Source organism: Burkholderia sp. BCC0322, assembly GCF_902833045.1.
Classification (GTDB): domain Bacteria; phylum Pseudomonadota; class Gammaproteobacteria; order Burkholderiales; family Burkholderiaceae; genus Burkholderia.
In genome coordinates, this window is record NZ_CADFDU010000004.1 from 469,796 (window position 1) to 492,321 (window position 22,526).

Annotated in this window: 23 protein-coding genes and 1 pseudogene; 11 read left to right on the forward strand and 13 right to left on the reverse strand. The window is 67.8% G+C overall.

The features are described from left to right. Position 1: 1 nt before the first annotated feature. The 7 genes from HWX39_RS15350 to HWX39_RS15380 all read left to right on the forward strand — a co-directional run bounded on the left by HWX39_RS15350 (position 2) and on the right by HWX39_RS15380 (position 7,682). Positions 2-1,021: a nitronate monooxygenase family protein gene (locus HWX39_RS15350; protein ID WP_175968862.1), complete on the forward strand. Its 1,020-nt coding sequence runs from the start codon at positions 2-4 to the stop codon at positions 1,019-1,021. Then, positions 1,018-2,160, forward strand: a complete 1,143-nt coding sequence (gene pheA, locus HWX39_RS15355) for a prephenate dehydratase (RefSeq protein ID WP_175968863.1) — start codon at positions 1,018-1,020, stop codon at positions 2,158-2,160. Before HWX39_RS15350 ends, pheA begins: the two co-directional genes overlap by 4 nt. Further along, on the forward strand, positions 2,157-2,828 hold the full coding sequence (locus tag HWX39_RS15360; protein WP_175968864.1) for a hypothetical protein: 672 nt from the start codon (positions 2,157-2,159) through the stop codon (positions 2,826-2,828). The genes pheA and HWX39_RS15360 overlap by 4 nt, the downstream gene beginning before the upstream one ends. Continuing rightward, positions 2,825-3,349, forward strand: coding sequence for a shikimate kinase (locus tag HWX39_RS15365; protein WP_244135008.1), 525 nt, complete (start codon positions 2,825-2,827; stop codon positions 3,347-3,349). The genes HWX39_RS15360 and HWX39_RS15365 overlap by 4 nt, the downstream gene beginning before the upstream one ends. A gap of 150 nt (positions 3,350-3,499) precedes the next feature. After that, on the forward strand, positions 3,500-4,945 hold the full coding sequence (locus tag HWX39_RS15370; RefSeq protein ID WP_175968865.1) for an efflux transporter outer membrane subunit: 1,446 nt from the start codon (positions 3,500-3,502) through the stop codon (positions 4,943-4,945). Beyond that, positions 4,942-6,141 carry an efflux RND transporter periplasmic adaptor subunit gene (locus HWX39_RS15375; protein WP_175968866.1) on the forward strand — a complete coding sequence of 400 codons (1,200 nt, stop codon included), beginning with the start codon at positions 4,942-4,944 and terminating at the stop codon, positions 6,139-6,141. Before HWX39_RS15370 ends, HWX39_RS15375 begins: the two co-directional genes overlap by 4 nt. A gap of 2 nt (positions 6,142-6,143) precedes the next feature. After that, positions 6,144-7,682 (forward strand): DHA2 family efflux MFS transporter permease subunit, encoded by a 1,539-nt coding sequence (locus tag HWX39_RS15380; RefSeq protein ID WP_175968867.1) that lies wholly within the window; start codon positions 6,144-6,146, stop codon positions 7,680-7,682. A gap of 307 nt (positions 7,683-7,989) precedes the next feature. On the opposite strand, the gene HWX39_RS15385 is transcribed toward HWX39_RS15380, so the two are convergent. Genes HWX39_RS15385 through HWX39_RS15405 form a run of 5 tightly spaced genes read right to left on the reverse strand, consistent with a single transcriptional unit; the run spans position 7,990 to position 11,556 of the window. Further along, entirely contained in the window at positions 7,990-8,301 is a 312-nt protein-coding gene (locus tag HWX39_RS15385; protein WP_175968868.1) for a DUF1330 domain-containing protein, read from the reverse strand. Further along, on the reverse strand, positions 8,298-8,636 hold the full coding sequence (locus HWX39_RS15390) for a non-heme iron oxygenase ferredoxin subunit (RefSeq protein ID WP_175968869.1): 339 nt from the start codon (positions 8,634-8,636) through the stop codon (positions 8,298-8,300). The genes HWX39_RS15385 and HWX39_RS15390 overlap by 4 nt, the downstream gene beginning before the upstream one ends. Positions 8,637-8,650: 14 nt before the next feature. Further along, complete coding sequence (locus tag HWX39_RS15395) at positions 8,651-9,178, reverse strand: aromatic-ring-hydroxylating dioxygenase subunit beta (RefSeq protein ID WP_175968870.1); 528 nt, start codon at positions 9,176-9,178, stop codon at positions 8,651-8,653. Further along, entirely contained in the window at positions 9,179-10,438 is a 1,260-nt protein-coding gene (locus HWX39_RS15400) for an aromatic ring-hydroxylating dioxygenase subunit alpha (RefSeq protein ID WP_175968871.1), read from the reverse strand. Between the two features lie 11 nt (positions 10,439-10,449). After that, positions 10,450-11,556, reverse strand: coding sequence for a 3-deoxy-7-phosphoheptulonate synthase (locus HWX39_RS15405; RefSeq protein WP_175968872.1), 1,107 nt, complete (start codon positions 11,554-11,556; stop codon positions 10,450-10,452). A 206-nt stretch (positions 11,557-11,762) separates the two neighbouring features. Here HWX39_RS15405 and HWX39_RS15410 point away from each other — a divergent pair, with 206 nt between their 5' ends. After that, complete coding sequence (locus HWX39_RS15410) at positions 11,763-12,203, forward strand: thioesterase family protein (RefSeq protein ID WP_175968873.1); 441 nt, start codon at positions 11,763-11,765, stop codon at positions 12,201-12,203. A 32-nt stretch (positions 12,204-12,235) separates the two neighbouring features. Here the strand turns inward: HWX39_RS15410 and HWX39_RS15415 are convergent. Next, positions 12,236-12,436 (reverse strand): annotated as a pseudogene (locus HWX39_RS15415) (LuxR C-terminal-related transcriptional regulator); the annotation flags it as partial. Between the two features lie 328 nt (positions 12,437-12,764). Then, positions 12,765-13,679 (reverse strand): LysR family transcriptional regulator, encoded by a 915-nt coding sequence (locus tag HWX39_RS15420; protein ID WP_175968874.1) that lies wholly within the window; start codon positions 13,677-13,679, stop codon positions 12,765-12,767. Positions 13,680-14,018: 339 nt separating this feature from the next. Between HWX39_RS15420 and HWX39_RS15425 the strand changes: the two genes are divergently transcribed. The 3 genes from HWX39_RS15425 (at position 14,019) to HWX39_RS15435 (ending at position 16,959) form a co-directional block, all read left to right on the forward strand. Beyond that, positions 14,019-14,207, forward strand: a complete 189-nt coding sequence (locus HWX39_RS15425; RefSeq protein ID WP_175968875.1) for a hypothetical protein — start codon at positions 14,019-14,021, stop codon at positions 14,205-14,207. A 333-nt stretch (positions 14,208-14,540) separates the two neighbouring features. Further along, positions 14,541-15,278 (forward strand): sulfite exporter TauE/SafE family protein, encoded by a 738-nt coding sequence (locus HWX39_RS15430; protein ID WP_175968876.1) that lies wholly within the window; start codon positions 14,541-14,543, stop codon positions 15,276-15,278. 301 nt (positions 15,279-15,579) lie between these two features. After that, positions 15,580-16,959: an amino acid permease gene (locus HWX39_RS15435; protein ID WP_175968877.1), complete on the forward strand. Its 1,380-nt coding sequence runs from the start codon at positions 15,580-15,582 to the stop codon at positions 16,957-16,959. 83 nt (positions 16,960-17,042) lie between these two features. Here HWX39_RS15435 and HWX39_RS15440 read toward each other — a convergent pair whose 3' ends face one another. The 6 genes from HWX39_RS15440 to HWX39_RS36650 all read right to left on the reverse strand — a co-directional run bounded on the left by HWX39_RS15440 (position 17,043) and on the right by HWX39_RS36650 (position 22,525). Next, the gene (locus HWX39_RS15440) at positions 17,043-17,618 is read right to left on the reverse strand and encodes an NnrU family protein (RefSeq protein ID WP_175968878.1); all 576 of its coding nucleotides are present in this window, start codon (positions 17,616-17,618) and stop codon (positions 17,043-17,045) included. A 314-nt stretch (positions 17,619-17,932) separates the two neighbouring features. Continuing rightward, positions 17,933-18,505 (reverse strand): TfoX/Sxy family protein, encoded by a 573-nt coding sequence (locus HWX39_RS15445; protein ID WP_244135010.1) that lies wholly within the window; start codon positions 18,503-18,505, stop codon positions 17,933-17,935. Next, positions 18,475-19,584 carry a malate/lactate/ureidoglycolate dehydrogenase gene (locus tag HWX39_RS15450; RefSeq protein WP_175968879.1) on the reverse strand — a complete coding sequence of 370 codons (1,110 nt, stop codon included), beginning with the start codon at positions 19,582-19,584 and terminating at the stop codon, positions 18,475-18,477. Before HWX39_RS15450 ends, HWX39_RS15445 begins: the two co-directional genes overlap by 31 nt. Positions 19,585-19,645: 61 nt before the next feature. Continuing rightward, positions 19,646-21,100: a M20 family metallopeptidase gene (locus HWX39_RS15455; RefSeq protein WP_175968880.1), complete on the reverse strand. Its 1,455-nt coding sequence runs from the start codon at positions 21,098-21,100 to the stop codon at positions 19,646-19,648. 81 nt (positions 21,101-21,181) lie between these two features. Beyond that, positions 21,182-22,252, reverse strand: a complete 1,071-nt coding sequence (locus tag HWX39_RS15460; RefSeq protein ID WP_175968881.1) for a nitronate monooxygenase — start codon at positions 22,250-22,252, stop codon at positions 21,182-21,184. A gap of 144 nt (positions 22,253-22,396) precedes the next feature. Next, positions 22,397-22,525, reverse strand: coding sequence for a hypothetical protein (locus HWX39_RS36650; protein ID WP_279613084.1), 129 nt, complete (start codon positions 22,523-22,525; stop codon positions 22,397-22,399). Position 22,526: the final 1 nt, after the last annotated feature.

Below are 22,526 nucleotides of genomic sequence, written 5' to 3' on the forward strand. Positions count from 1 at the left end.
CATGATTCCGCTTCCGCTGCAGGGTCTCCGGCTGCCGGTGATTGCGTCTCCCATGCTGATCGCGAGCTATCCCGAGATGGTGCTCGCCCAGTGCAAGAGCGGGATCGTCGGCGCATTTCCGGCGCTCAACGCGCGGCTCAGCGCACAGCTCGGCAACTGGATCGACACGATCGACGGCACGCTGCGTGCGTACCGGGACGCCCATCCCGATGCGCCGGTCGGCCCGTACGCGGTCAACCACATCTGCCATCCGTCGAATCCGCGCGCCGAACAGGACCTGCGCATCTGCATCGAGCGGCGTGTGCCGCTGATGATCACGAGCCTGCGCGCACCGTCGCGCGACATCGTCGACGCGATCCACGCCTACGGCGGAATCGTGCTGCACGACGTCACGACGGTGCGGCATGCGCAGAAGGCGCTGGAAGCCGGCGTCGACGGCCTCGTGCTCGTCGCGGCGGGTGCGGGCGGCCACGCCGGCACGTTGTCGCCGTTCGCGCTGGTCACCGAAGTACGGCGCTTCTACGACGGCTTCATCGCACTGTCCGGCGCGATCGCGACGGGCGACGCGATCGCCGCCGCGCGCGCGCTCGGCGCCGACTTCGCGTACATCGGCACGCGCTTCCTGGCATCGCACGAAGCAAACGTGGTGCAGCGATACAAGGACACGATCGTCGAAGCCAGCGCGGCCGACATCATCTATACCGACGCGTTCACCGGCGTCCACGGCAACTACCTGCGCCAGAGCATCGAGGCGGCCGGGCTCGACGCGCGCCGGCTCGCACGGGTCGACGGCGCGCAGCTCGATTTCTCGCCGGAAGGCGGCGCGAAGCAGTGGCGCGACATCTGGGGGGCCGGCCAGGGCGTCGGCGCGATGGACGCGGTACTCAGCGTCGCCGAGATCGTCGAACGGCTCGAGGCCGAATACGAGCGCGCCGTCGCGCGGCTGCAGCCGGGTGCAGCCGCGCACGTCGCCGCACACCGGCCGCCCGCTTCGTCGACTTCACGGATCGAAACGCCATGACGCCGTCCGAACTTGCCGCCCCGTCGTCCGTCGACGATGCGATCGCGCGCCGCCGCGCGCAGATCGACGTGATCGACGACGAACTTCTCGCGCTGATCGGCCAGCGCATCGTGCACGCGACCGAGATCGGTCATCTCAAGCGGCACGCGGGGCTCGCGGTGCAGCAGCCCGCCCGCGAAGCGTCGATCGTCGCCGAGCTGTGCACGCGCGCGCCGTGGGGGCTGCGCGACCGCGACCTGAAGGCCATCTGGCAAACGCTGTTCCGCGCGAGCCGTGACGCGCAATCGCTGCCGTCAGTCGCGTTCCTCGGCCCGTCGGGTACCTACACCGAAGCCGCGATGTTGCGGCATTTCGGCGAGTTTGCCCGCGGGCAGGCACACGAGACGATCGATGCAGTATTCGAAGCGCTCGCGCGCGGCGACGCGGATTGCGCGGTCGTGCCGGTCGAGAATTCCTCCGAAGGCAGCGTGACCCGCACGCTCGACCTGCTGATCGCGCAAGCGGCACCCGTCACGGGCGAGATCGAGCTGCCGGTCGCGCACTGCCTGCTGAGCGCCAGCGGATCGCTCGCCGGCGTCGACAGCGTGGTCGGCCATCCGCAGGCACTCGCGCAATGCCGCGCGTGGCTCGACACGCATGCGCCCGGCCTGCGCCGCATCCCCGTTTCCAGCAACGCGGTGGCCGCGCGCGAAGCCGCGCACCTGTACGACTGCGCGGCGATCGCCGGCGAACCGGCAGCCGCACTTTACGGACTGCGAATCGTATCCCGCACGATCCAGGATCACCCGGACAACCGCACGCGCTTCGTGATCGTCGGCGGGCAGATTCCCGCCCCGACCGGCCACGACCGCACGAGCATCGTGCTGCGGCCGACCGATGCGCCCGACGCGCTCGCGCGCGTATTCGATGCGCTCGCGCACCACCGCGCACCGCTGCTGTGGGTCGACGTGCGTCCGGCACGGGGCGGCGGCCATGCGTATCGGTACTGCATCGATTTCGGCGGGCACCCGCTCGATCCGAACGTGCGCGCGGCACTCGACGAAGTCGCGCTCGCCGCTGCCGAACTGCGCGTCCTCGGCGCGTATCCGCGTGCCGCGAGCGGGTCGGACGCACCCGCCGACGGGTCGGCCGCGCAATGACGACGGCACCCGCTTCGTCCCGCGTCGCCGCCCGACTGCTCGCGATTCGCGACGGTCGCGACGATCGCCTGCTCGTGCTCTGCGGCATCGCCTCGGCGGGATGCTTGCCGCTCGCCGCCGGACGATGGCTGCGCGCGCTGCGCGCCGAATACGACGACGAACTGGAGTTGCTGCCGATCGTGCGCGGCATGCCGGACGCCGCCGACACCGCGTGCCTGCTGCGGCGCTGCGCGCGTCTCCAGCTTCCTGCGGTAGCGATCGGCGACACCGCGGCAACCGCCTACGGCCGCTGGCGCACATGCCTGCCCGCGGCGCCGCTGACCTGGCAGGTGCTCGAAACGGCGGCGGCACGGCCCGCGGCGCCGCTGCCCGGCGGCCTGCTGGCGCGCTGGCCGGCACGCCCGGCCGAACCGGTCGACTGGCCTCGCTCGCGCCGCGTGGTCGCCGATCTCGGCGCTGCGTCGCCGGCGCTTGGCGCCCGGATCGGCGCGCTCACCGACGCCCTGTACGACGGCACGCTCGTCATCGCCGGCATTGCGCTGGACACCGCCCCTGGCGCGCCTCACACCTTCATCACCGATGCACTGGACCGGCTCGCCAACTACGTCCGGATGCAGCGGATCGCCGCCGTGACACGCCGCGCCCCGTCGCTGCGGAGCCGCCTGTGAGCCCGCGCTCGCAGGCCGGCCCGACGCGCATCGCGCTCGTCGGGATGCCCGGCGCCGGCAAGACGACCCTCGGCAGCGCACTGGCCGGCGCGCTCGGTTTGCCGTTCGTCGACGCCGATCGGGAACTCGAACGCCGCTTCGGCGCCCCCGTCGCGGCGCAATTCCATGCGGGCGACTTCCGCGCACGTGAGGCCGACGTCATCGACGCGCTGACGCGCGGGCCGGCGCTCGTGCTCGCGACCGGCGGCGGCGCCGTGCTGCGCGACGATACGCGCGCCCGGCTCGGCCAGCGCTGTTTCGTGATCCATCTCGCGAGCGATCTCGACACCCTGTTGCACCGCACGCGCGACGACGCGTCCCGCCCGCTGCTGAACGTCGCCGACCCGCGCGCGGCGCTCGCCGCGCTGCACGACGCGCGCGAATCGCTGTACCGCGCATGCGCGCATCGCCGCATCGACACATCCGGCCAGTCCGTCGCACAAACGCTCGCGGCAGCGCTCGACGCGCTTGCCATGGCGTAAATCGCTCCTCCGATCGGCCCCCCCTTCAGCTGCTTCAACTCCGCCGGCCGGTTCGGCGGACTGCCATTTCTACCAGTTGCCGAGCGTCAAATAATATCTAAAGATATATTTTTAGATATATTGTTCGCCATCGCGCACAGGAAACCGACCATGCCCTCTCTCATCGACCGAGCGCGCGGCTCACGCCGCCTGGTTCCCGCGCTCGCCGCGCTTGCGATCGCCGGCTGCGCGCCGTTCGGCGCGCAACGCCCGGCGGCCCGGATGACGCCCGTCGAGCAACTCGATGCGGGCGCCGCGATCCACGCCGCCGGCGCAGGCTCGCCGACGATCGCCGAACGCTGGTGGACCGCGTTCGGCGATGCGCAGCTGGATCGCCTCGTCGACGATGCACTGGCCGGCGCCCCGACGCTGCAGGCGCAACGCGAACGTGTCGCGCAGGCGCTCGCCGACGCCGATGTCGAAAGCGCCGCGCTGTTGCCGCAACTCGGCGCGACGGTCAGTGCGGTGCCGACGCGCCTGCCCGGCAGCTACCGGACACCTCCACCCGCGGCCGGCCACTGGCAGGTCGACGCGCAGGCGCTCCTCGGCGCATCGTGGAATCTCGACATCGCCGGCCGGCAGCACGCGCTGGCCCGCGCCGCCGCGCTGCGCGCGGACCAGCAGCGCGCGCTCGAGCACGCGGCCACCGTGTCGCTACAGGCGGCGATCGTCGAAACCTATCTGCAGCTCGTGCTCGAACAGCAATTGCTCGCGATCTCGCGCGATACGCTGCAGCAACACAGCTATCTGCTCCGCCTCACGTCGCAACGCGCCGACGCCGGGCTCGACATGCAGGTCGCCGTGCTTAGGGCAAGCGAACCCATTCCGCACGCGCAGGCCGACATCGACACGCACGCGGCCGCATCGGCCCGGCTGCGCCACCGGCTCGCCGCGCTCGTCGGCCGGGGGCCCGGTTACGCCGATGCGCTGACGCCGGCCGCGCCGCCCGCGGCCGAGCCGCCGATGCCGGCCGTCCTGCCCGCGGCGCTGATCGGCCGCCGGCCGGACGTACTGGCCGCGCGCTACCAGGTCGAAGCCGAGGCGGCGAACATCGACGCGGCGCGCGCCGCGTTCTATCCGGACGTCAACCTGATGGCCTTCGCCGGCGTGCAGAGCTTCGGCTTCCGCGCGCTGTTCCACGGCAACAGCGGCACGTTCGGCGCGGGTCCCGCGATCACGCTGCCGATTTTCGAGGGTGGCCGGCTGCGAGCCGGCCTGCGCGCACAAACCGCCGCCTACAACGCCGCCGTCGCGGTGTACGACGACACGGTCGTCAACGCGCTTGCACAGGTCAGCGACACCCTCGTCCAGATCGACACCCTCCGCCGGCAGCGCGCGCTTCAGCGCGACGCGCTGTCGCGCGCGCAACAGACCTACGCCGTCGAAACGCAGCGCTACCGGAAGGGCATTTCCGGCTACCTCGACGTCCTGCTCGCCGAAGGCCGGCTGCTCGAGGATCGCGCATCGGTCGCCCGTGCGGACGCGTCGTTCGCGATCGAGCACGCCCGCCTGATCGCCGCGCTCGGCGGCGCCACTTCCACTGGAGTCACGCAATGAACCGTCCCGAATCCCCCGCCGCCGAGCCGTCGCTGCAACGCGCGCGCCGGCGCTACTTCCGCTGGTTCTTCATCGCACTCGCCGGCGCCGCCGGCATCGGCGTCGCCGCGTGGGCCACCACGCGCGGCACCGAGACGACCGACGATGCATACGTGTCCGGCGACGTCGTGCAGATCTCGCCGCAGATCGGCGGCACCGTCGACGCCGTGCGCGTGCAGAACGCCGACTGGGTCGGTCCGGGCGACCTGCTCTTCAGCGTCGACAAGACCGATGCGCGGCTCGCGCTGGACGAAGCGGTCGCCCAGCTCGCCCGCGCGGTGCGCGAATACCGTACCGCGCATGCGGACGCGGCGCGCGAGGAAGCACAGATCCGGCTGCGGCGCGCCGAATTGTCCAAGGCGAATGACGATCTCCAGCGCCGGCAGAGCCTCGCACAGGACGGCGGCGTATCGCGCGAGGATCTTCGCCATGCGCGGGACGCGATGGACGGTGCGTCGGCCGCGCTGAACGCGCAGCAAGCCGCCTACGACGCGACGCTCGCGCACACCGACGGCACGTCGATCGACACGAACCCGCTCGTGCGCGCGGCGGCGTCCCGGGTCCGCAGCGCGGCGCTTGCGCTGCGCCGCACCGAAATACGCGCGCCGCTCGGCGGGCTCGTCACGCGCCGGGTCGTGCAGGTCGGCCAGCACGTCTCGCCCGGCACGCCGTCGATGGCGCTCGTTCCGCTCGATCACGTGTGGGTCGAAGCCAACTTCAAGGAATCGCAGCTGCGCGGCATGCGCGCCGGGCAGCCGGTCGAACTGTTCTCGGATCTGTACGGCAGCGACGTGGTGTTCCACGGGCGCGTCGTCGGGCTCGAAGCCGGCACGGGCGCAGCGTTCGCGGCCGTGCCCGCGCAGAACGCGACCGGCAACTGGATCAAGGTCGTTCAGCGCGTGCCGGTCCGGATCGCGCTCGACCCCGCCGAGCTGCGCGCGCACCCGCTGCGCATCGGCCTGTCGATGACGGCATCGGTGCCGGTCGAACACGGCAGCGGCACCGCATCGGCGTCGCCGGTCGCCCGCCCGCCCGCGGTGCGCAGGTCGATCGACGCCACATCGATCTACCGTGACGACGACGAAGCGGGCAATGCGCTCGTCGCCGAGACGATTCGCGCGAACAGCGGCGCGCGCCCGCTCGCACCGGGAGCCTGACGATGCGCTTTTTCGCCCGGAACGCGGCGCCGAAACTGCCGCTGGAGCCGCTCGCCGGCATGCCGCTGGCGCTCGTCGCGATCGCGGTCAGCGTCGCGAATTTCATGCAGACGCTCGACCTGACGATCGCGAACGTCGCCGTCCCGACCATCGCGGGCGATCTCGGCGTCGCGCCCGACATGGGCACCTGGATGCTGACCTCGTTCGCGACGCCGCTCGCGATCACGCTGCCGCTCACCGGCTGGCTCACGCAGCGCTTTGGCCAGGTGCGGCTGTTCCGCCTGTCGGTGCTGCTCTTCGTGCTCACGTCGGTCCTGTGCGGGATGGCGCCGAACTTCGAGTCGCTGCTGCTGTTTCGCGCGCTTCAGGGCGCCGCGTCGGGCCCGATCACCGCGCTATCCCAGGCGCTGCTGATGGCGGTGTTCCCGTCGACGCGCCGCCACGTCGCGCTGGCCGTGTGGCAGACCACGACGTTCGTCGCACCGGTACTCGGGCCAATTGCCGGCGGCTGGATCACCGACAACCTGAGCTGGCCGTACATCTTCTACGTGAACGTACCGCCGGGCGTGCTCGTGCTGGGCGTACTCGCGCGGCTGCTGGCGGGACGCGACAACGCGACGCGGCGCCTGCCGGTCGACGTCGTCGGGCTGCTGCTGCTCACCGCCGCGTTCGGTTCGTTCCAGCTGCTGCTCGATCGCGGCCAGAACCTCGACTGGTTCGCCTCCGGCGAAATTCGCGGGCTGGCGGTCGTGGCGGTCGTGTCGTTCATCGCGCTGATCCTCTGGGAGCTGACCGACGACCATCCGATCGTCGACCTGCGATTGTTCGCGGACCGCAACTTCTCGACGAGCACGCTCGCGATCACGGTCGGCTTCGGGCTCTACTTCGGTGCGCTGGTGCTCGTGCCGCTGTGGCTGCAGACCCAGCAGGGCTACACGGCCACCTGGGCCGGCATCGCCACCGCGCCGCTCGGCGTCGCGGGGATCGTGATCGCGCCGCTTCTCGGCCGCTTCCAGGGCCGCACCGACCCGCGCCTGCTCGCGACCGTCGCACTCGTCGGATGGGGCGCCGCATCGTTCTGGCGCATGCATTTCAACACCGACGTGACCCTTGGGGACATCGCCGCCAATTCGCTGCTGATGGGCGCCGCCACCGCGTTCTTCATCACGCCGCTCGTGTCGCTTTCGCTCGCCGGGCTGCCCCGCGAGCGGCTGCCCGCTGCATCCGGGCTGCAGAACGCGCTGCGACGGATCGGCACCAGCGTCGCGACCTCGGTCGCGCCGACTTACTTCGAGCGCCGTTCCCGCGTGCACAACACCTATCTCGTCGACCACATCACGCCGTACGATTTCGCGTCCGGCGACTGGTTCGCGCGGCTCGATCACGCGGGACTGTCGCCGTCCGGTGCGCTTGCATCCGTCGCACATTCAATCGACGTCGAAGCGCACATGCTCGCGCTGAACGATTTTTCGTTCGGCTGCCTGCTGCTGTTCGGCGCGACGCTGCTGACGGTCTGGTCGATCCGCTACCGCCACGCGTGATGCACGCGCCACGGCCGGCGGCCGTGGCGCGCACCGTCTGCGATACGTCCGGCTCCGGTGACTTCGACGCAAGCTCGCGGTAGCCATAGCCTTGGCCGCAGCGGCGTTCAATCACGACCTCGCGTTGACACACCTCCCGCACCGTCCGGCGTGCCCTGCCATGCGCGACCTCCGTGTGAATCGGGCGACGGCATGGGCGAAGCCACGCGGGAAATCTCCGAAGCCCGCCACGCTCGACTGCACTCCTGAACGAAAAAAAAGGCTCCGCGCCGGAAGACCCGGCGCGGAGCCCCTTCACCTTCACCGCTTAACGCGGATCGCTGGCGACCGGCACGTATCCTTCGGCGAGGATGCCGGTCGTCCGGGCCGCCGGCTCGCGCAGCAGCTTCGCTGCCTGATAGCCTTCGGACCGATACCATTCGCGGGCGCGCAGCGCCGACTCGAACTCGAGCACGACGACGCGCTTCGGCGACCACTCCCCTTCCAGCGTTTCGACTTCGACGCCGCGCACCAGGAAACGCCCGCCGTACTCGGCCACCGTCGGCGCGCCGAGCCGGCGGTACGCCTGGTATGCGTCGACGTCGTGTATGTCGATATCGAACACCACGTATGCGCTCATGATCGCGCCTCCGCCGGCTCCGCCGCAAGCTGCACGAACACGCGGCCGTTCTCGATCTTCACCGGATAGGTGCGCACGCACGTCGTCAGCGGCGCGCACAGCGCGATGCCGGTCCGCACGCTGAAGCGCCCCTGATGCAGCGGGCACTCGATCTCGTCGTCGAGCAGGAAACCGTCGCTCAGCCGCGCGTCACCGTGCGTGCACTGGTTCTCGGTCGCGAAGATCTCGTCGCCCACCGCATACAGCGCGATGTCGCGGCCGCCGACCCGGACGCCGAGCAATCCGTCGGTCCGCACCGCTTCCGGCGCGACCGCATCGATCCAATTCGTAGTCACTTTCGGCACCTCGCTCAAACCGGGAAAATCAGCGAGTTCGGAATCATCTCGCTGTCGTAGACGCAGATGCGCGACTCGAAACGCAGCCCCTGCGGCGTCCGCACGATCCGGTCCAGGTAGCGCCCGGTGTTGTAGACGTCGCTCATCTGCTCGGTCTTCGTGCGCAGCACCGCGTAGTTCGTCTCCGCCTCGATCGCCGCGTCGTCGAGATACGTGACGAGCGGCAGCCCGATCACGTGGCGCTGATAGTACGGATCGAAGAACAGCGTCTCCTTGATCCCGTAGACGCGATCCTTCAGCATGCCCTTGCTCTCGAAGTCCATCACCGCGAGCGGCAGGTTGCGCTCGTGGTTCTCGCGCGGCACCACCGTATACCGGCATTGCTCGACGAAGAATTCCGGCCATGCGTCCCAGTCACCGCTGTCGAGCACGGCCGCATACCGTGCATTGAGCTGGACGAGCGCATAGAAATCCTCGAAGCTCGCGCCGCCGAGGTGCGGCTCGGCGGCCGGCCGGCCCGTTCGTGTCGTGATCGTGCTCATTCAGGCCTCCATCACTTGGCGCCAGTACTGGTACATGCCGCGCACCAGCGTTTCACTGACCATATGGTCGGTTTGCTCGTCGACCTGCCGGCCGCCGAGTTCGTTGTAGACGTTGCCGCGCTGGATCTGCTCGAAGCTCTGCTGCACGCACTCGATGACTTCACCATCGTCCGCCGACACGAAGCCGGCCGGCCCGAACAGATTGGCCTGGCGCAGACGGCGCCGCGTCATCTCCTCGGTGTCGGTCTCGAAACCGAAATGCGTCCACACGTAGTCGAACACGCCCGGGCTGACCGGCCGGATGCGCCGCGTCGACAACGCATTGACCTGCTGCTGGATGATGACGCTCGGCATCAGCGTGAGCATCACGACGGTCGGATCGCCCCACCACGGTTCGTGCACGACATCGAGGAAGCGGTCGTCGTTCAGCGTCATGCGCTCCTTGAAGCTCGTCACGTTGTGGGTCACCTCGCCGCCGCCGCCGCCGCTGCGGATCGACACCATCGCACCGTGCCGGTGATGCTCGTCGGTCACGAGCTTGGCGGGATTGTCCGCGCGCCACAGGCCGAAATTGACGAACCAGGTATGCAGCAGCCCCGCGTGATACGGATCCTTGATGTTCTCGACCATCAGCTTCCAGTTGCTCGGCACGCGTTGCCGCGTGTAGCCGAGCACCGTCAGCTTCGGACCGTGGAACAGGCGATCGTAGTAAGGCAGGATGCGCGGCCCGAGGAAATCCTCGAACGATTCGACGTTCTCGTCGAACGACGCGAACACCGCGCCGCCGCGCGTCGACACGCGCAGGCGCCGCAGCGCATGCTTGCCCGGATCGAAATCCGCCGGCATGCCGCCGTTGATCGTGCCGCCCTGACGCACGCCGCGCCGGAACGGCACGCCGATCAGGTTGCCCTTCAGGTCATAGTTCCACTGGTGATATGGGCAGTGGAAATCCTTTGCTTTCCCCGAACGTTCCCGGCAAAACTGCATGCCGCGGTGTGCGCACGCATTTTCGAAGACGACGATTTCGCCGTCCTCCGTGCGCGTCATCACGACGGAACGCTCGCCGACTTCCGTGCGCTGGAAATCGCCGGGAGACGGCACTTCGGCTTCGAGGCCGATGTAGCACCAGTGATTCGCGTAGAACAGGCGCTCGAGTTCACGCTGATACAGCGCTTCACTCGTGTACGCCTCGTACGGCGTGCGGCTGGCACCGTCGCCTTTCCAGTCAAGCGCGCGGGCGATGTCGATGGGTGAGTTCAAGAGAGCTCCTTTCAGTAAGAAACGGCCTGCATCGCGACGGCGGCGCCGTGCGCGATGAAGCCGGCTGGCGAACGCCGCCGCGCAACCACCGCGGCAGCCAACTGCTCGACAAGTTCGGCCGTGTGATCCCAGCCGAGACATGCGTCCGTAATGCTTTGGCCGAACACCGGCGGCGTGCCCGGCACCACGTCCTGCCGCCCCTCGACGAGGAACGACTCGATCATCACGCCCACGATGGCGCGCTCGCCGCGATGCAGTTGCGCGGCGAGATTGCCGCAGACATCGATCTGCGCGCGCGTCTGCTTGCCGCTGTTGCCATGGCTCGCGTCGATCACGACATACGGGGGGAGATGCGCGTCGCGCAGCGCGGCGCAGGCCGCCGCAACGCTCGCGGCATCGTAATTCGGAGTCTTGCCGCCGCGCAGGACGACATGCGTGTCGGGATTGCCGGGCGTGGTCGCAATTTCCACGCCGCCGGAAACGGACGGCCTCAGGTAGCAGTGCGAAGCGCGGGACGCGCGGATCGCATCGATCGCGACCTTCACGTTGCCGTCGGTGCCGTTCTTGAAGCCGACCGGCAGGTCGAGCCCCGATGCCGCCTGACGATGGATCTGCGATTCGGTCGTCCGGGCGCCGATCGCGCCCCAGGATACGAGGTCGTCGAGATACGGTGCGGTCATCGGATCGAGAAACTCCGTCGCGGCCGGCAGGCCCAGCGCATTGATCCCGAGCAGCACCTTGCGCGCAACGCGCAGGCCGTCCTCGATCCGGAAACTGCCGTCGAGATACGGATCGTTCACCAGTCCTTTCCAGCCGACCGTGGTGCGCGGCTTTTCGAAATAGACCCGCATCACGATCTCGAGCACATCGGCGTACCGCTCGCGCAGCGGCGCGAGCCGCCGCGCGAACGCCAGCGCGGCCTCTGCGTCATGGATCGAACACGGGCCGACGATCAGCGCAAGCCGATCGTCCTCGCCCGCGATGATCTGCGCCAATGCACGCCGCGCATCGCCGATCGAGCGTGCCAGGCCGGGATCGCATGGCAACTCTGCGCGCAACCGCTGCGCACTGATCACCGCCACGCCTTGCGTCAACGCTGCCTCAACGGATTTTTCCATTTATCACTCCACTCTCGCTGATCGGATGCCGATTTCCGAAGCAATTAGAGCGCGGTCAAATCCGGGGTGATACTGTCATTTATCTCAGAAGCATTTCGCATAGTGAATATCTGTGATTTCCGACAGTATTCCAATATGCGGATCACGTCTAACTTAACTCCTGAACAAACACGTTCTCACCTGCTGTTCTGCCAAGGAGCCTCGCAATGACAAGAAAATATTTCGAAACCCGGATCGACGTGAAATATCGGGAAACGGACGCAATGGGCCATGTGAGCAGCCCGGTCTATTACGATTATCTGCAGCATGCATACCTGACCTACATGCACGATCTGCTGGAGCTGCCCTATTCGGAAAAGCTGCCGCACATCATGGTCAAGACGTCGTGCGAGTATCTGAAACCCGCGCAGTACGGAGATACGATCACGGTCCGCAGCAGCGTCACGCGCTTCGGCTCGAAGAGCTTCGAACTGGAATACCTGATGGTGCGCGACGCGCAGGCGCCCGGCGAGGATTCGGACGACGATCAGGCGGTGGTTGCGCGCGCCGTGTCCACGCACGTGATGTTCGATTACGGCAGCAAGACCACGGTGCCGGTGCCGGAAGAGTTCAGGACGCGCGTGCTGTCGTTCCAGGGCGCAATCTGATGTCACAACCGGGGCGCACGCCCCGGTGCCGTTCATGCAAACACGATCAGGCCCATCAGCACGGCCTTCACCACCGCATTGGTCTTGTTGCATGCGTTGAGCTTCACGATCGATCTCGATATATGGAAATTGATCGTCCTCTCGGTCAAGCCGAGGATGATGCCGATCTCATACGCGGTCTTCCCCTCCGCTGCCCATCGCAATACCTCGCACTCGCGCATGCTCAGCGTGACATCATCGGGAGTCGCGATATTCGCCGCACAATGAACCATTCGTTTCTCCATCCAAAATAAGACGCCAATATTTCAGATTCATGATTTCCAATTTTCACCTCAATTCACATACCCCTCGGATTGGATATTTATTATTTAAAGGCGTCACGAATGTTCGGCGAATTCAAAAGCAATAAACGTCCTAACCATTATCTCCGGTGTTGTCCAACCGGAATCGAGCATACCGAATCGATTTACGCTTCGGAAGATGCATGAAACGCAATATATCAATGACGTTGACGCACGCCACAACACTTGCATGGCGCGTCACGTCGAAGCGGCCACGAAGCTAGCGGGCGTTCGCCTCGGCAACGCGTGGCGCACAGATATTGCGCACGCAATCGCGCAGCCATCGATGCGCGGGGTCGCGATCGAAACGCGGGTGCCAGATCTGCGAGACGGTCAGGTCGGCGATCGGCACCGGCAGCGTAAAACTGTGCATGCCGACGCGGGACCGCTCGGTCTGCCGCTCCGGCACGCTGGCGACGAAGTCCGAGCCGCGCGCAAGCGACAGCGCGGTCGGGAAGCTCGCCACGACGGTGGTCACCGAGCGCGCGATGCCGAGGGCATCGAGCAGCGTATCGATCGGTCCGTTGAACTGCCCGCGGCGCGACACGCCCACGTGCGGAAACGACACGAAGCGTTCCGGCGTCATTTCGCCGGACGCCAGCGGATGATCCGTGCGGACCACGCCGATGAAGCGGTCGCGAAACAGCGCCTGCACGCGCAACTCGGGGCCGGCCTGGCCGATCACGCCGACCTCGAGATCGATGTCGCCGTTGCGCAGCGCGTCGACATGCTTGTTGGGTTTGGGTGCGAAACGCAGCCGCACGTCGGGTGCCGTGTGCGACGCGTACTCGAGCAGCGCCGGCGCGAACGTCTCGACGAACGCCTCGTTCGCGCGAATCGAGAACGTGCGCTTGAGCGTGGACATGTCGACCCGTTCGCACGGGCACATGACCGATTGCGCCTCCACGACGAGCGCATGCACCCTGTCGCGCAACTCGAGCGCGCGCGGGGTCGGGACGAGGTCCCGTCCCGCCCGCACCAGCAACGGGTCGCCCGTCATCACCCGCAACCGTGCGAGCGAGCGGCTGAGTGCGGACGGACTCAGGCCGAGCGCGTTGGCCGCGCCCACTACGCTGTTCTCGGACAGCAACGCGTCCAGAACGACAAGAAGATTGAGGTCGATGGAAGTCGCCATGTTGCGCCCATGCTGTACTGTCGGGACCGGCCGGCCGATGGGCCAACAACGGCATCGTGCCTCGGGCGTATTTGCTCCGTGATTCGCGATATACCGGAAATCGGCAGTCGCGCCGCCGCGCCTGACACACGATCGTGCGTCCGCCCAAGAGGCGTGCCGTGAATGGCGGGGAGAATTTTTGCCGCTGAGAAAATCCGCTGCGGATTTATTGCACTTGTGAACGATTGTGCACCGCGCTGCAACAAATCGCAACCCGACTCGATGCGCATTCGGTTTAAACGAAACGATGCGCCCCAATGAACAATAAAACAAACCAATTCCATTGCGCCGATTCGGGCATTGCGCACGCAAACCGGCCGGCCGACGAAGCAAAGCCCGCCGCTGCAAGCCTGCACCGGCCTTGCCGGACATGGCGAGGCCGCCCGCCGGCAAGGCTTTCGCGCCAAGTACGGCACGCTCTGCGCATCGAGCGGAATTACAGAACTTTTAAACTCTTCTATTGACTTTCACACCGACATTCCGATTTGACGGCCAAACGTTTCACAAAACAATTCCCGATCGGTCGATTCACGCATGTCTCTCCGCAATCCGGGAAAATCCGTTTGATTGCCCGGGCCGCCCTTTCGCGACTCGATCGGTATTTCGCGAAAATGCGGCCGGCGCGATGTATCCGGAGGGGCGGCGCGCGCATGAAACGTGAATCCGCTTCGCTGGTCTTTCGTTTCGCACGCCGTGCGGTGGCGACGCCGTCCCGGCCCGGGCCCCGTTCCCGGCAAACGCGATCCTGCATTACCATCGAGCGGCCGCCGCGTTTGCCCGCTCGCGGCAAGCCAGCCCAGCCACTTCCCCGCTCCCGCACCCATGCTCGCTCTCGTCATCCTCGCCGGCCTGTGGGCCGGACTGCAGAACACCCTCGCCGGCGGCGGCTCGTTCGTCACGCTGCCCGCGCTGATCGTGTCGGGCATGTCGCCGCTCTCGGCGAACATCACGTCGACGGTCGCGCTGTTTCCCGCGCAGGTCACGACCGGCTGGGCGAGCCGCAACATGGTGCGCGGCGTGGGCAAGCTGTCGTTCCGCGCGATGTTCTTCATCAGCGTGGTCGGCGGTGCGCTCGGCGGGCTGCTGTTGCTGAAGACCCCGTCGTCGATCTTCTCGCGCCTCGTGCCGTGGCTCGTGCTGTTCGCGACGATCGTGTTCGCGTGGGGCAGCTTCTTCCGCAAGCCGAGCGAAGGCACGGCCCATCTCGGCACCGTCCCCGCCGCGCTCTCGCAGTTCATGATCGCGATCTACGGCGGCTACTTCGGCGGCGGACTCGGCTTCCTGATGATGGCCGTGCTGACGATGGCCGGGCTCGCGCCACGTCACGCGATGTCGACGAAGAACGCGCTCGCGGGCGTGATGAACGCATCGGCCGTGGTGCTGTTCCTGACGTCGCCGCACCTGCACTGGGGCAAGGCGCTCGCGCTCGGCGGCGGCGCGATCGTCGGCGGGCTGCTCGGCACGTGGGCGCTGCATCGCGTGAACGAACGCGTGCTGCGGATCGGGATCGTCTGCATCGGCGCGGTGCTGACCGTCGGGTTGTTCGTCAAGCCGCTCTGACGCACGCACACGCCCGCCGCCGCCGCGGCAATTGATGAGCAAACCGCAAGACGTCTTTCGGATATCTCGTTTGCCGTGACGGCGGTGTCCACCCACAATCCGGGGTTGTCGTCGTCATCGCCCTCTCGCGGGCACCGACCGGCACTTCGCGGCCGCCATTCCGATTCACCGCCGGCGGCCCGGCACATCGCGTCACACACGCTCCCTCGACATCGGCGCCCCATGCGGACGGCAGAACGCTTGCCGCCGCGCGGCCCGATGCGTTCCCGGCCAACGTGCCAACAATAACTAGAGGTAGGAGATGCAGGACAACTCATTGAGGCAAAGCCTCAAGCAACGGCACATCACGATGATCGCGCTCGGCGGCGTGATCGGCGCGGGCCTGTTCGTCGGCTCCGGCGCCATCATCGCGACCGCCGGCCCAGCGGCCATCCTGTCGTACCTGATCGGCGGCGTGATCGTCACGCTGGTCATGTTCATGCTCGGCGAAATGGCATCCCGCAATCCCGACAGCGGGTCGTTCTCCACCTACGCAAGCAGCTATCTCGGCGAATGGGCCGGCTTCGCGGTCGGCTGGCTGTACTGGTTCAAGTCGATGATGACGATCACCGTCGAGGCGATCCTGCTCGGCGCGATCCTCCACGATTTCCTGCCGTGGCTGCCCGTTTGGGGCGGCGCGCTGTTCATGCTCGTCACGCTGATCGCGAGCAATGCGTACTCGGTACGCTCGTTCGGCGAAGCCGAATACTGGCTGTCGTTCGCGAAGGTCGCGACGATCATCGTCTTCATGGCGCTCGGCGCATCGATCCTGCTCGGCTTCCAGCCGCGCATTCCCGCGCCCGGGCTCGTGAACCTGACCGATCACGGCGGCTTCATGCCGAACGGCATGTCGCCCGTGCTCGCCGGTGTGATGGTCGTGATCTTCTCGCTCGGCGGCAGCGAAATCGCAGCCGTTGCGGCGGGCGAATCCGAGAACCCGAGCAAGAACGTGATCCGTGCGATCAAGAGCGTGATCGTGCGCGTGATGGTGTTCTACGTCGGCTCGGTGTCGATCCTGATCCTGTGCATGCCATGGACCGACAAGGCCAACCTGAAGTCGCCGTACGTGTCGCTGTTCAACATGGCAGGCTTCACGGGCGCGGCCGTCGCGATGAAGATCGTGTTGTTCGTGTCGTTCATGTCGGTGATGAACTCGTTCCTGTTCTCGAACTCGCGCATGCTGTTCTCGCTCAGCCAGCGCGGCCACGCGCCCGCGATGTTCGGCCGTACCAACGCGAAAGGCGTGCCGATGAATGCGCTCGTACTGTGCCTCGCGATCTGCGTGTCGATCCTCGGGGTTCACTTCGTGAGCGGCGGCGACCTGTTCCTGATGCTCGCAAAGAGCAGCGGCGCGTTCGTGATGATCGTGTGGATCTTCATCATCGTCGCGCACTTCGCGATGCGCCGGCAGGAGAAGCACGCACCGCGCGATCCGCAGGCGTTTCGCGCGTGGTTTTACCCGGTGTCGAACTGGATCGCACTGCTGGCGCTGGTCGCCGTGCTCGGCTCGCAAGCATTCAACCCGGATTCGCGCTTCCAGTTCTGGTTCACGGTATTGACGGCGCTCGCAATCGTCGCGGCGTATTTCCTGCGTCGCAAACCGGCGCAGCTCGGCGATACGGCCGGCGCGAGGGTGCGCTGACCGTTGCCCCGGGCGGGCAAGCGGCGCGCCGGTCGGCCGCCGCTCCGTCGCTCGACGTCTCAGTCGCTCAACTTCCCGGCCGCTCAGAACGGCCGCACGCCGATCAGCCAGCCGTGCAGGAACCGCGCGAAGATGGCCCACACGACGAGCCCGGCCACGATCGCCACGACGTCGCCCGACAGCTTGCCCGCCGGATAGCGAACGCCGTCACGGCGGTCACGCGCGCGCCACACGACGAAATCGACGAGCGACCACACGAAGAACGCGCCGAACAACACGACGGCATGCAGCGTGCCGTTCGCGAGCAGGTGCGCGATCGCCCATACCGCGACGCCGGCCACCATCGGATGGCCGACGAGCGTCTTGATGCGGTTGCCGGGCACGTAGGACGCGGCGATCAGCACGAATGCGATCGCGGTCAGCATGCCGGTGAGGTGGCGCACGCCGACCGGCGACACCCACAGCAGCATCGCGCCCTGGCGCGCGATGCCGTAGCCCCAGATGATCAGCACGAAGCCGATGATCGACGCGATCGAATAGGAGCCCTTCCAGCCTTTCTCGCCGATCCGCTCGATCGTCGCTGACCGCCAGCCGTCCGCGACGATCCGGATCGAGTGCACACCGAGGAAGATCGCTAAACCGAGAATCAGGACGAGCATCGGCTGTCTCCGTCTGGAATGATGAGTGGGGAAGCGTCCCGCGCGGCGTACGATGCGCCGTTCGCGGGGCCGGCGGCGAGGCCGGCTCGGCGCGCCAGGCACGGGTGAAACCCGCGCCGATCATAAACGCCGTGGCCGCCGTTGTGAAGCATGGGGGATGTGCGGTGCGGCAACGCGGATGATTTTGCGCACCCGTGCGGGCGCGCCGCCGGGTACCCACGCCGCGCCACGCGCGCAGCGAATCGCCCCGACACGGTCGGGATCGAAAGAAAGGAAAGCGAAATTCGCGACGTTTTCGCGTCGCTCGATCGGTGTCAGGTTCGCTTGCGCTTTGCCGCTGGTTTCGCTGCTGGTTTTGACGCCGGTTTCGCTGCTGGTTTCGCTGCTGGTTTCGCTGCTGGTTTCGCTGCTGGTTTCGCTGCCGGTTTCGTTGCTGGTTTCGCCACCGATTTCGCCACTCGCTTCACCACCGCGCTCCCTTCCGCCACCGGCTTCGCCACCGCCCGCGCCTTGCGCTTCGGCGGCCCCGCCAGCAACGCCGCGCGATACGCACTGCGGCACCAGTCGAACAGCGCGCCGGCGTCCTCGAGCACGTCGGCCGGCGTTTCGTAATAGCCGTCGAGCGACACCGTGCGCGTGGGCCGCTCGTACGAGAACGGCCCCATCCCCGCCGCGACGAACGCAGGACGGTTCACGTCATCCACACGCAGGAACAGCGACCCGCGCGACATGAAGCCGAACATCACGCCGTCGAGCCGCATCGCCGCACCGCTGAAGAATCGCACGACCGTCACGTTGCCGAGCGGCGCGAGCCGATACGCGATCTCCTCGCCGTGCGCCTTTTCCGATTGCCAGCTCATGCGGATGCCCTGCAGCGCTGCGTCCACGCGTCGAGCTCGGCCTCGTCGAAGCCGACCGCCGCCGCGCTCTCGCGAATCTGCCGCCACGACGCGCGATCGACCGGAATGCCGCCGGCACCGCGTGCCGCGCGGCTCGCCTCTTCCGGCTCGCCCGGCACCTGCACCGGTGCGTCGCCGGCCTGCGGCGACGCCTTCGCCCATGCGACGAACGCATCGGCTTCGCGTTCCGCGTCGGCCGCATCGAACGCGTTCGGATCGATCAGCACCGACAGCATTCCATTCACGATCGCGCTCGTCTTCTGCAATGTGTCGCCGTAGGTCGTGTGCCCGCCGACGAGCGCGCCGCCGAAAATCTCGCACATCGCCGCCAGCGCGTACCCCTTGTGCATCCCGAACGGCAGCAGCGCACCGAACGGCTGCTCGTGCATCACGGCCGGATCGTCGGTCGGCTGGCCGCGATGGTCGATCAGCGAGCCGGCCGGCACCCGCTTGCCCTGGTTGTACGCAACGCGCGTCTTGCCGTACGCGATCGCGCTCGTCGCGAAATCGAGCAGTAGCGGCGGCCTGCCCGCACGCGGATACGCGGCGCAGAACGGGTTCGTGCCGAAGCGCGGATCGGTGCCGTGCAGCGGCGCGACCAGCAGGTCGCCCGGCACGTTGACGAAATGGAACGATACGAGCCCCGAGCGCGCGCACTGCTCGGCCCAGTGCCCGATACGGCCGAGATGATGCACGTCGCGCAGCCCGATCGCGCAGATGCCCATGCGTCGCGCGCGGTCGATCCCTTCGACCATCGCCTCGAACGCGATCACCTGGCCGAAGCCGCGCCCGCCGTCGATCGTTAGCACCGCGCCGCCGTCGCGAACGATCGACGCGTGCCCGTTCAACTGCAACTGTCCTTCCCGCCACGACGCGACGTAGTTCGGAATCATCCCGATCCCGTGCGAATCGTGGCCCGCGAGATTCGCGCCGACCAGGTGATCGGCGACGAGCCTCGCCTCCCGCTCGCTGCTGCCGGCCCGTTCCCAGAGCGCCGCGACGAATGCATGCAGCGGTTCGGCGCGCATGCGCAGCGGTTCGGTATCGAGCGTCGGCAATGCGGTCATCGGCGAGGTTCCGTCGGGTCAGGTTGGCCAGTTGTCACGCCAAGCACCAAGCGCCAGGCGATCAGCGCGCGGTCGCGATCACGTCCGCGACCGCCGCCGTCAGCTTCTTCGCATACGGCACGTGCAGGAATTCGTTCGGGCCGTGCGCGTTCGACTTCGGCCCGAGCACGCCGCACACCATGAACTGGGCGGACGGGAAACCTTCCTGCAGCACGTTCATCAGCGGGATCGTGCCGCCGAGGCCCATGTACGCGCAGTCGGCGCCGAAGTGGCGGCGCGACGCGGCATCGAGCGACGATGCGAGCCACGGCGCGAGATCGGGCGCGCTCCAGCCCGTCGCGGCGCCCGCATCCGGCTTGAACGTGACCTTCGCGTTGTACGGCGGATCGAGTTCGAGCAATTCCTTCAGCTGCTGCACGGCCTGCGCGGCGTCGACGAGCGGCGGCAGGCGCAGCGACAGCTTGAACGCGGTACGCGGACGCAGCACGTTGCCCGCATCGGCGAGCGCCGGCAGGCCGGCCGCGCCGGTGACCGACAGCGACGGACGCCACGTCGAATTCAGCAGCGCCTCGCGCGGATCGGTCGTGGTCGGCAGCACCGGCTTGCCATCCGCGCCGCAGGCCCACGGCAGCCCCTTCCACACGGCGTCGCCGAGAATCGAGGCGGCCGCTTCGGCTTCGCGCACGCGGCTGTCGGGAATCTCGCAATGGAACACGCCCGGCAGCAGGTTGCCGTTCTTCGCATCCTCGAGGCGCTCGAACAGCTGGCGCATCACGCGGAAGCTCGACGGCGCGATGCCGCCGAATACGCCCGAGTGCACACCCTCCTCGAGCACCTCGACCTGCAGGTCGCCGGACACGAGCCCGCGCAGCGACGTGGTGAGCCACATCTGGTCGTAGTTGCCGGCGCCCGAATCGAGGCACACGACGAGCGACACCTGGCCGAGCCGGTCGCGCAGCGCATCGACGTACGGCAGCAGGTCGTAGCTGCCCGATTCCTCGCAGGTCTCGATCAGGCCGACGCAGCGCGGCCGCTCGATGCCCTGCTCGTCGAGCGCACCGAGCGCCGCGAGGCTCGCGTAGATCGCATAGCCGTCGTCCGCGCCGCCGCGGCCGTACAGCTTGCCGTTCTCGTACTTCGGCGTCCACGGGCCGAGGTCCGCGCGCCAGCCGTCGAATTCGGGCTGCTTGTCGAGGTGGCCGTACAGCAGGATCGTGTCGGTGCTGCCCGAACGCGTGGCGGGCGATTCGAAGAAGATCACCGGCGTGCGGCCGGGCAAACGCACGATCTCGAGCTTCAGGCCCTTCACGGGCTGCCGCTCGGCCCACTGCGCGGCATCGACGACGACGCGCTCGAGATAGCCGCGTTTCGCCCAGTCGGGGTCGAATGCGGGGCTCTTCGCGGGGATCGCGATGTAGTCGGTCAGGGCGTGGAGGATTTCATCGTTCCACTTGCGCTCGATGAAGGTAACGAGCTTGTCATGGTCGAGGACGGGGGTAGTGTCGACGGAGGTCATGGTGGGGGTGCCTGGATCGGGCTGACGAAAACCCAGATGATACGCCGATGCTCCCGCGCCAGCGCCCCCCTTCCCGGTGGTTCAGACCGCCTGCGGGAGTGCGTCGTGCAGCCCCGCCGCGCACGCCAGTGCGTCACGCCACAGGCGCTGCGTCAGTTCGCCCGCATCCTCTTCGCGCGCAAGCGCCGCGGCCTCGCCCGCCCACAGCAGCGAGAAGTCGTCGCGGCCTTGCCGCTCGAACGCGCCGCGCAGCGGATCGACCGCGGCCGTCGCGAGCGGGAACGCCGGCGCGAGCGTGCTCATCGGCCCCTGCTCGCGCATGAAGCGCGTCAGCAGCCCGCGCGCGGGGCGGCCCGTGTACAGGTTGGTCATGCGCGTGCCGTCGTCGCGCGCGGCGCGCACCGCCGCGCGATGCTGCGCCGAACGGCCGGCTTGCGGCGTCAGCAGGTAGCCCGTGCCGATCTGCACGGCGCGCGCGCCGAGCGCGAACGCTGCCGCGATGCCGCGCCCGTCGGCGATCGCGCCGGCCGCGATCACCGGGGCGCGCACCGCGTCGACGATCTGCGGCAGCAACGCGAACAGGCCCGGTTGCGCATGGATGTCGTCGGTCAGGAACATCCCGCGATGGCCGCCGGCCTCCGCGCCCTGCGCGACGATCGCGTCGACGCCGCGCGCATCCAGCCAGCGCGCTTCCTCGACGGTCGTCGCGGACGAAATCACCTGCGCGCCCGTGCGCCGCACGCGCTCGAGCAGCGTGTCGTCCGGCAACCCGAAATGGAAGCTGACGACGGCCGGCCGCGATTCCTCGACGACCGCGCACATCGCGTCGTCGAACGGCGCGCGGCCGGGGCCGCCCTTCACGTCGGCCGGATCGAGCCCGGCTTGCGCGTAGTAGCCGGCGAGCGCCGCGCGCCAGCGCGCGTCGACCTCGGCATCGGGCGCCGGCGGCGTATGGCAGAAGAAGTTTACGTTGAACGGCGCGGGCGTGCGCGCGCGGATCGCCGCGATCTCGTCGCGCAGTTGCTGCGGGCCGAGCGCCGCGCATGCGAGCGAGCCGAGCCCGCCGGCTTCGCACACCGCGATCGCGAGCGGGCTCAGCGACCCGACCATCGGGGCCTGGATCAGCGGCAAGCGGGAAGGCAGCGTCGTCATCGGGATCGTCCTCGGGGAAGAAGCGAAGCGTGCGCGCGCAGGCGGCGCGCATCAAATGCGCTCGATATTAACCGACAAACCCGCACTCCATTGCTGCGCCATTTACATCACAAATCGATTCAATCGGTTCGGAGAAACGATTATTCACGGCAGCTTCGGCAGCGTGATCCCGACGCCCGGGATCGAGACCGACAGAAACGCCTTCCAGCGTTGCCGCACGGACCACCTCCCCCCGCCTTCAAACGCCAATTCACCAGTTTCAATGACATTCATC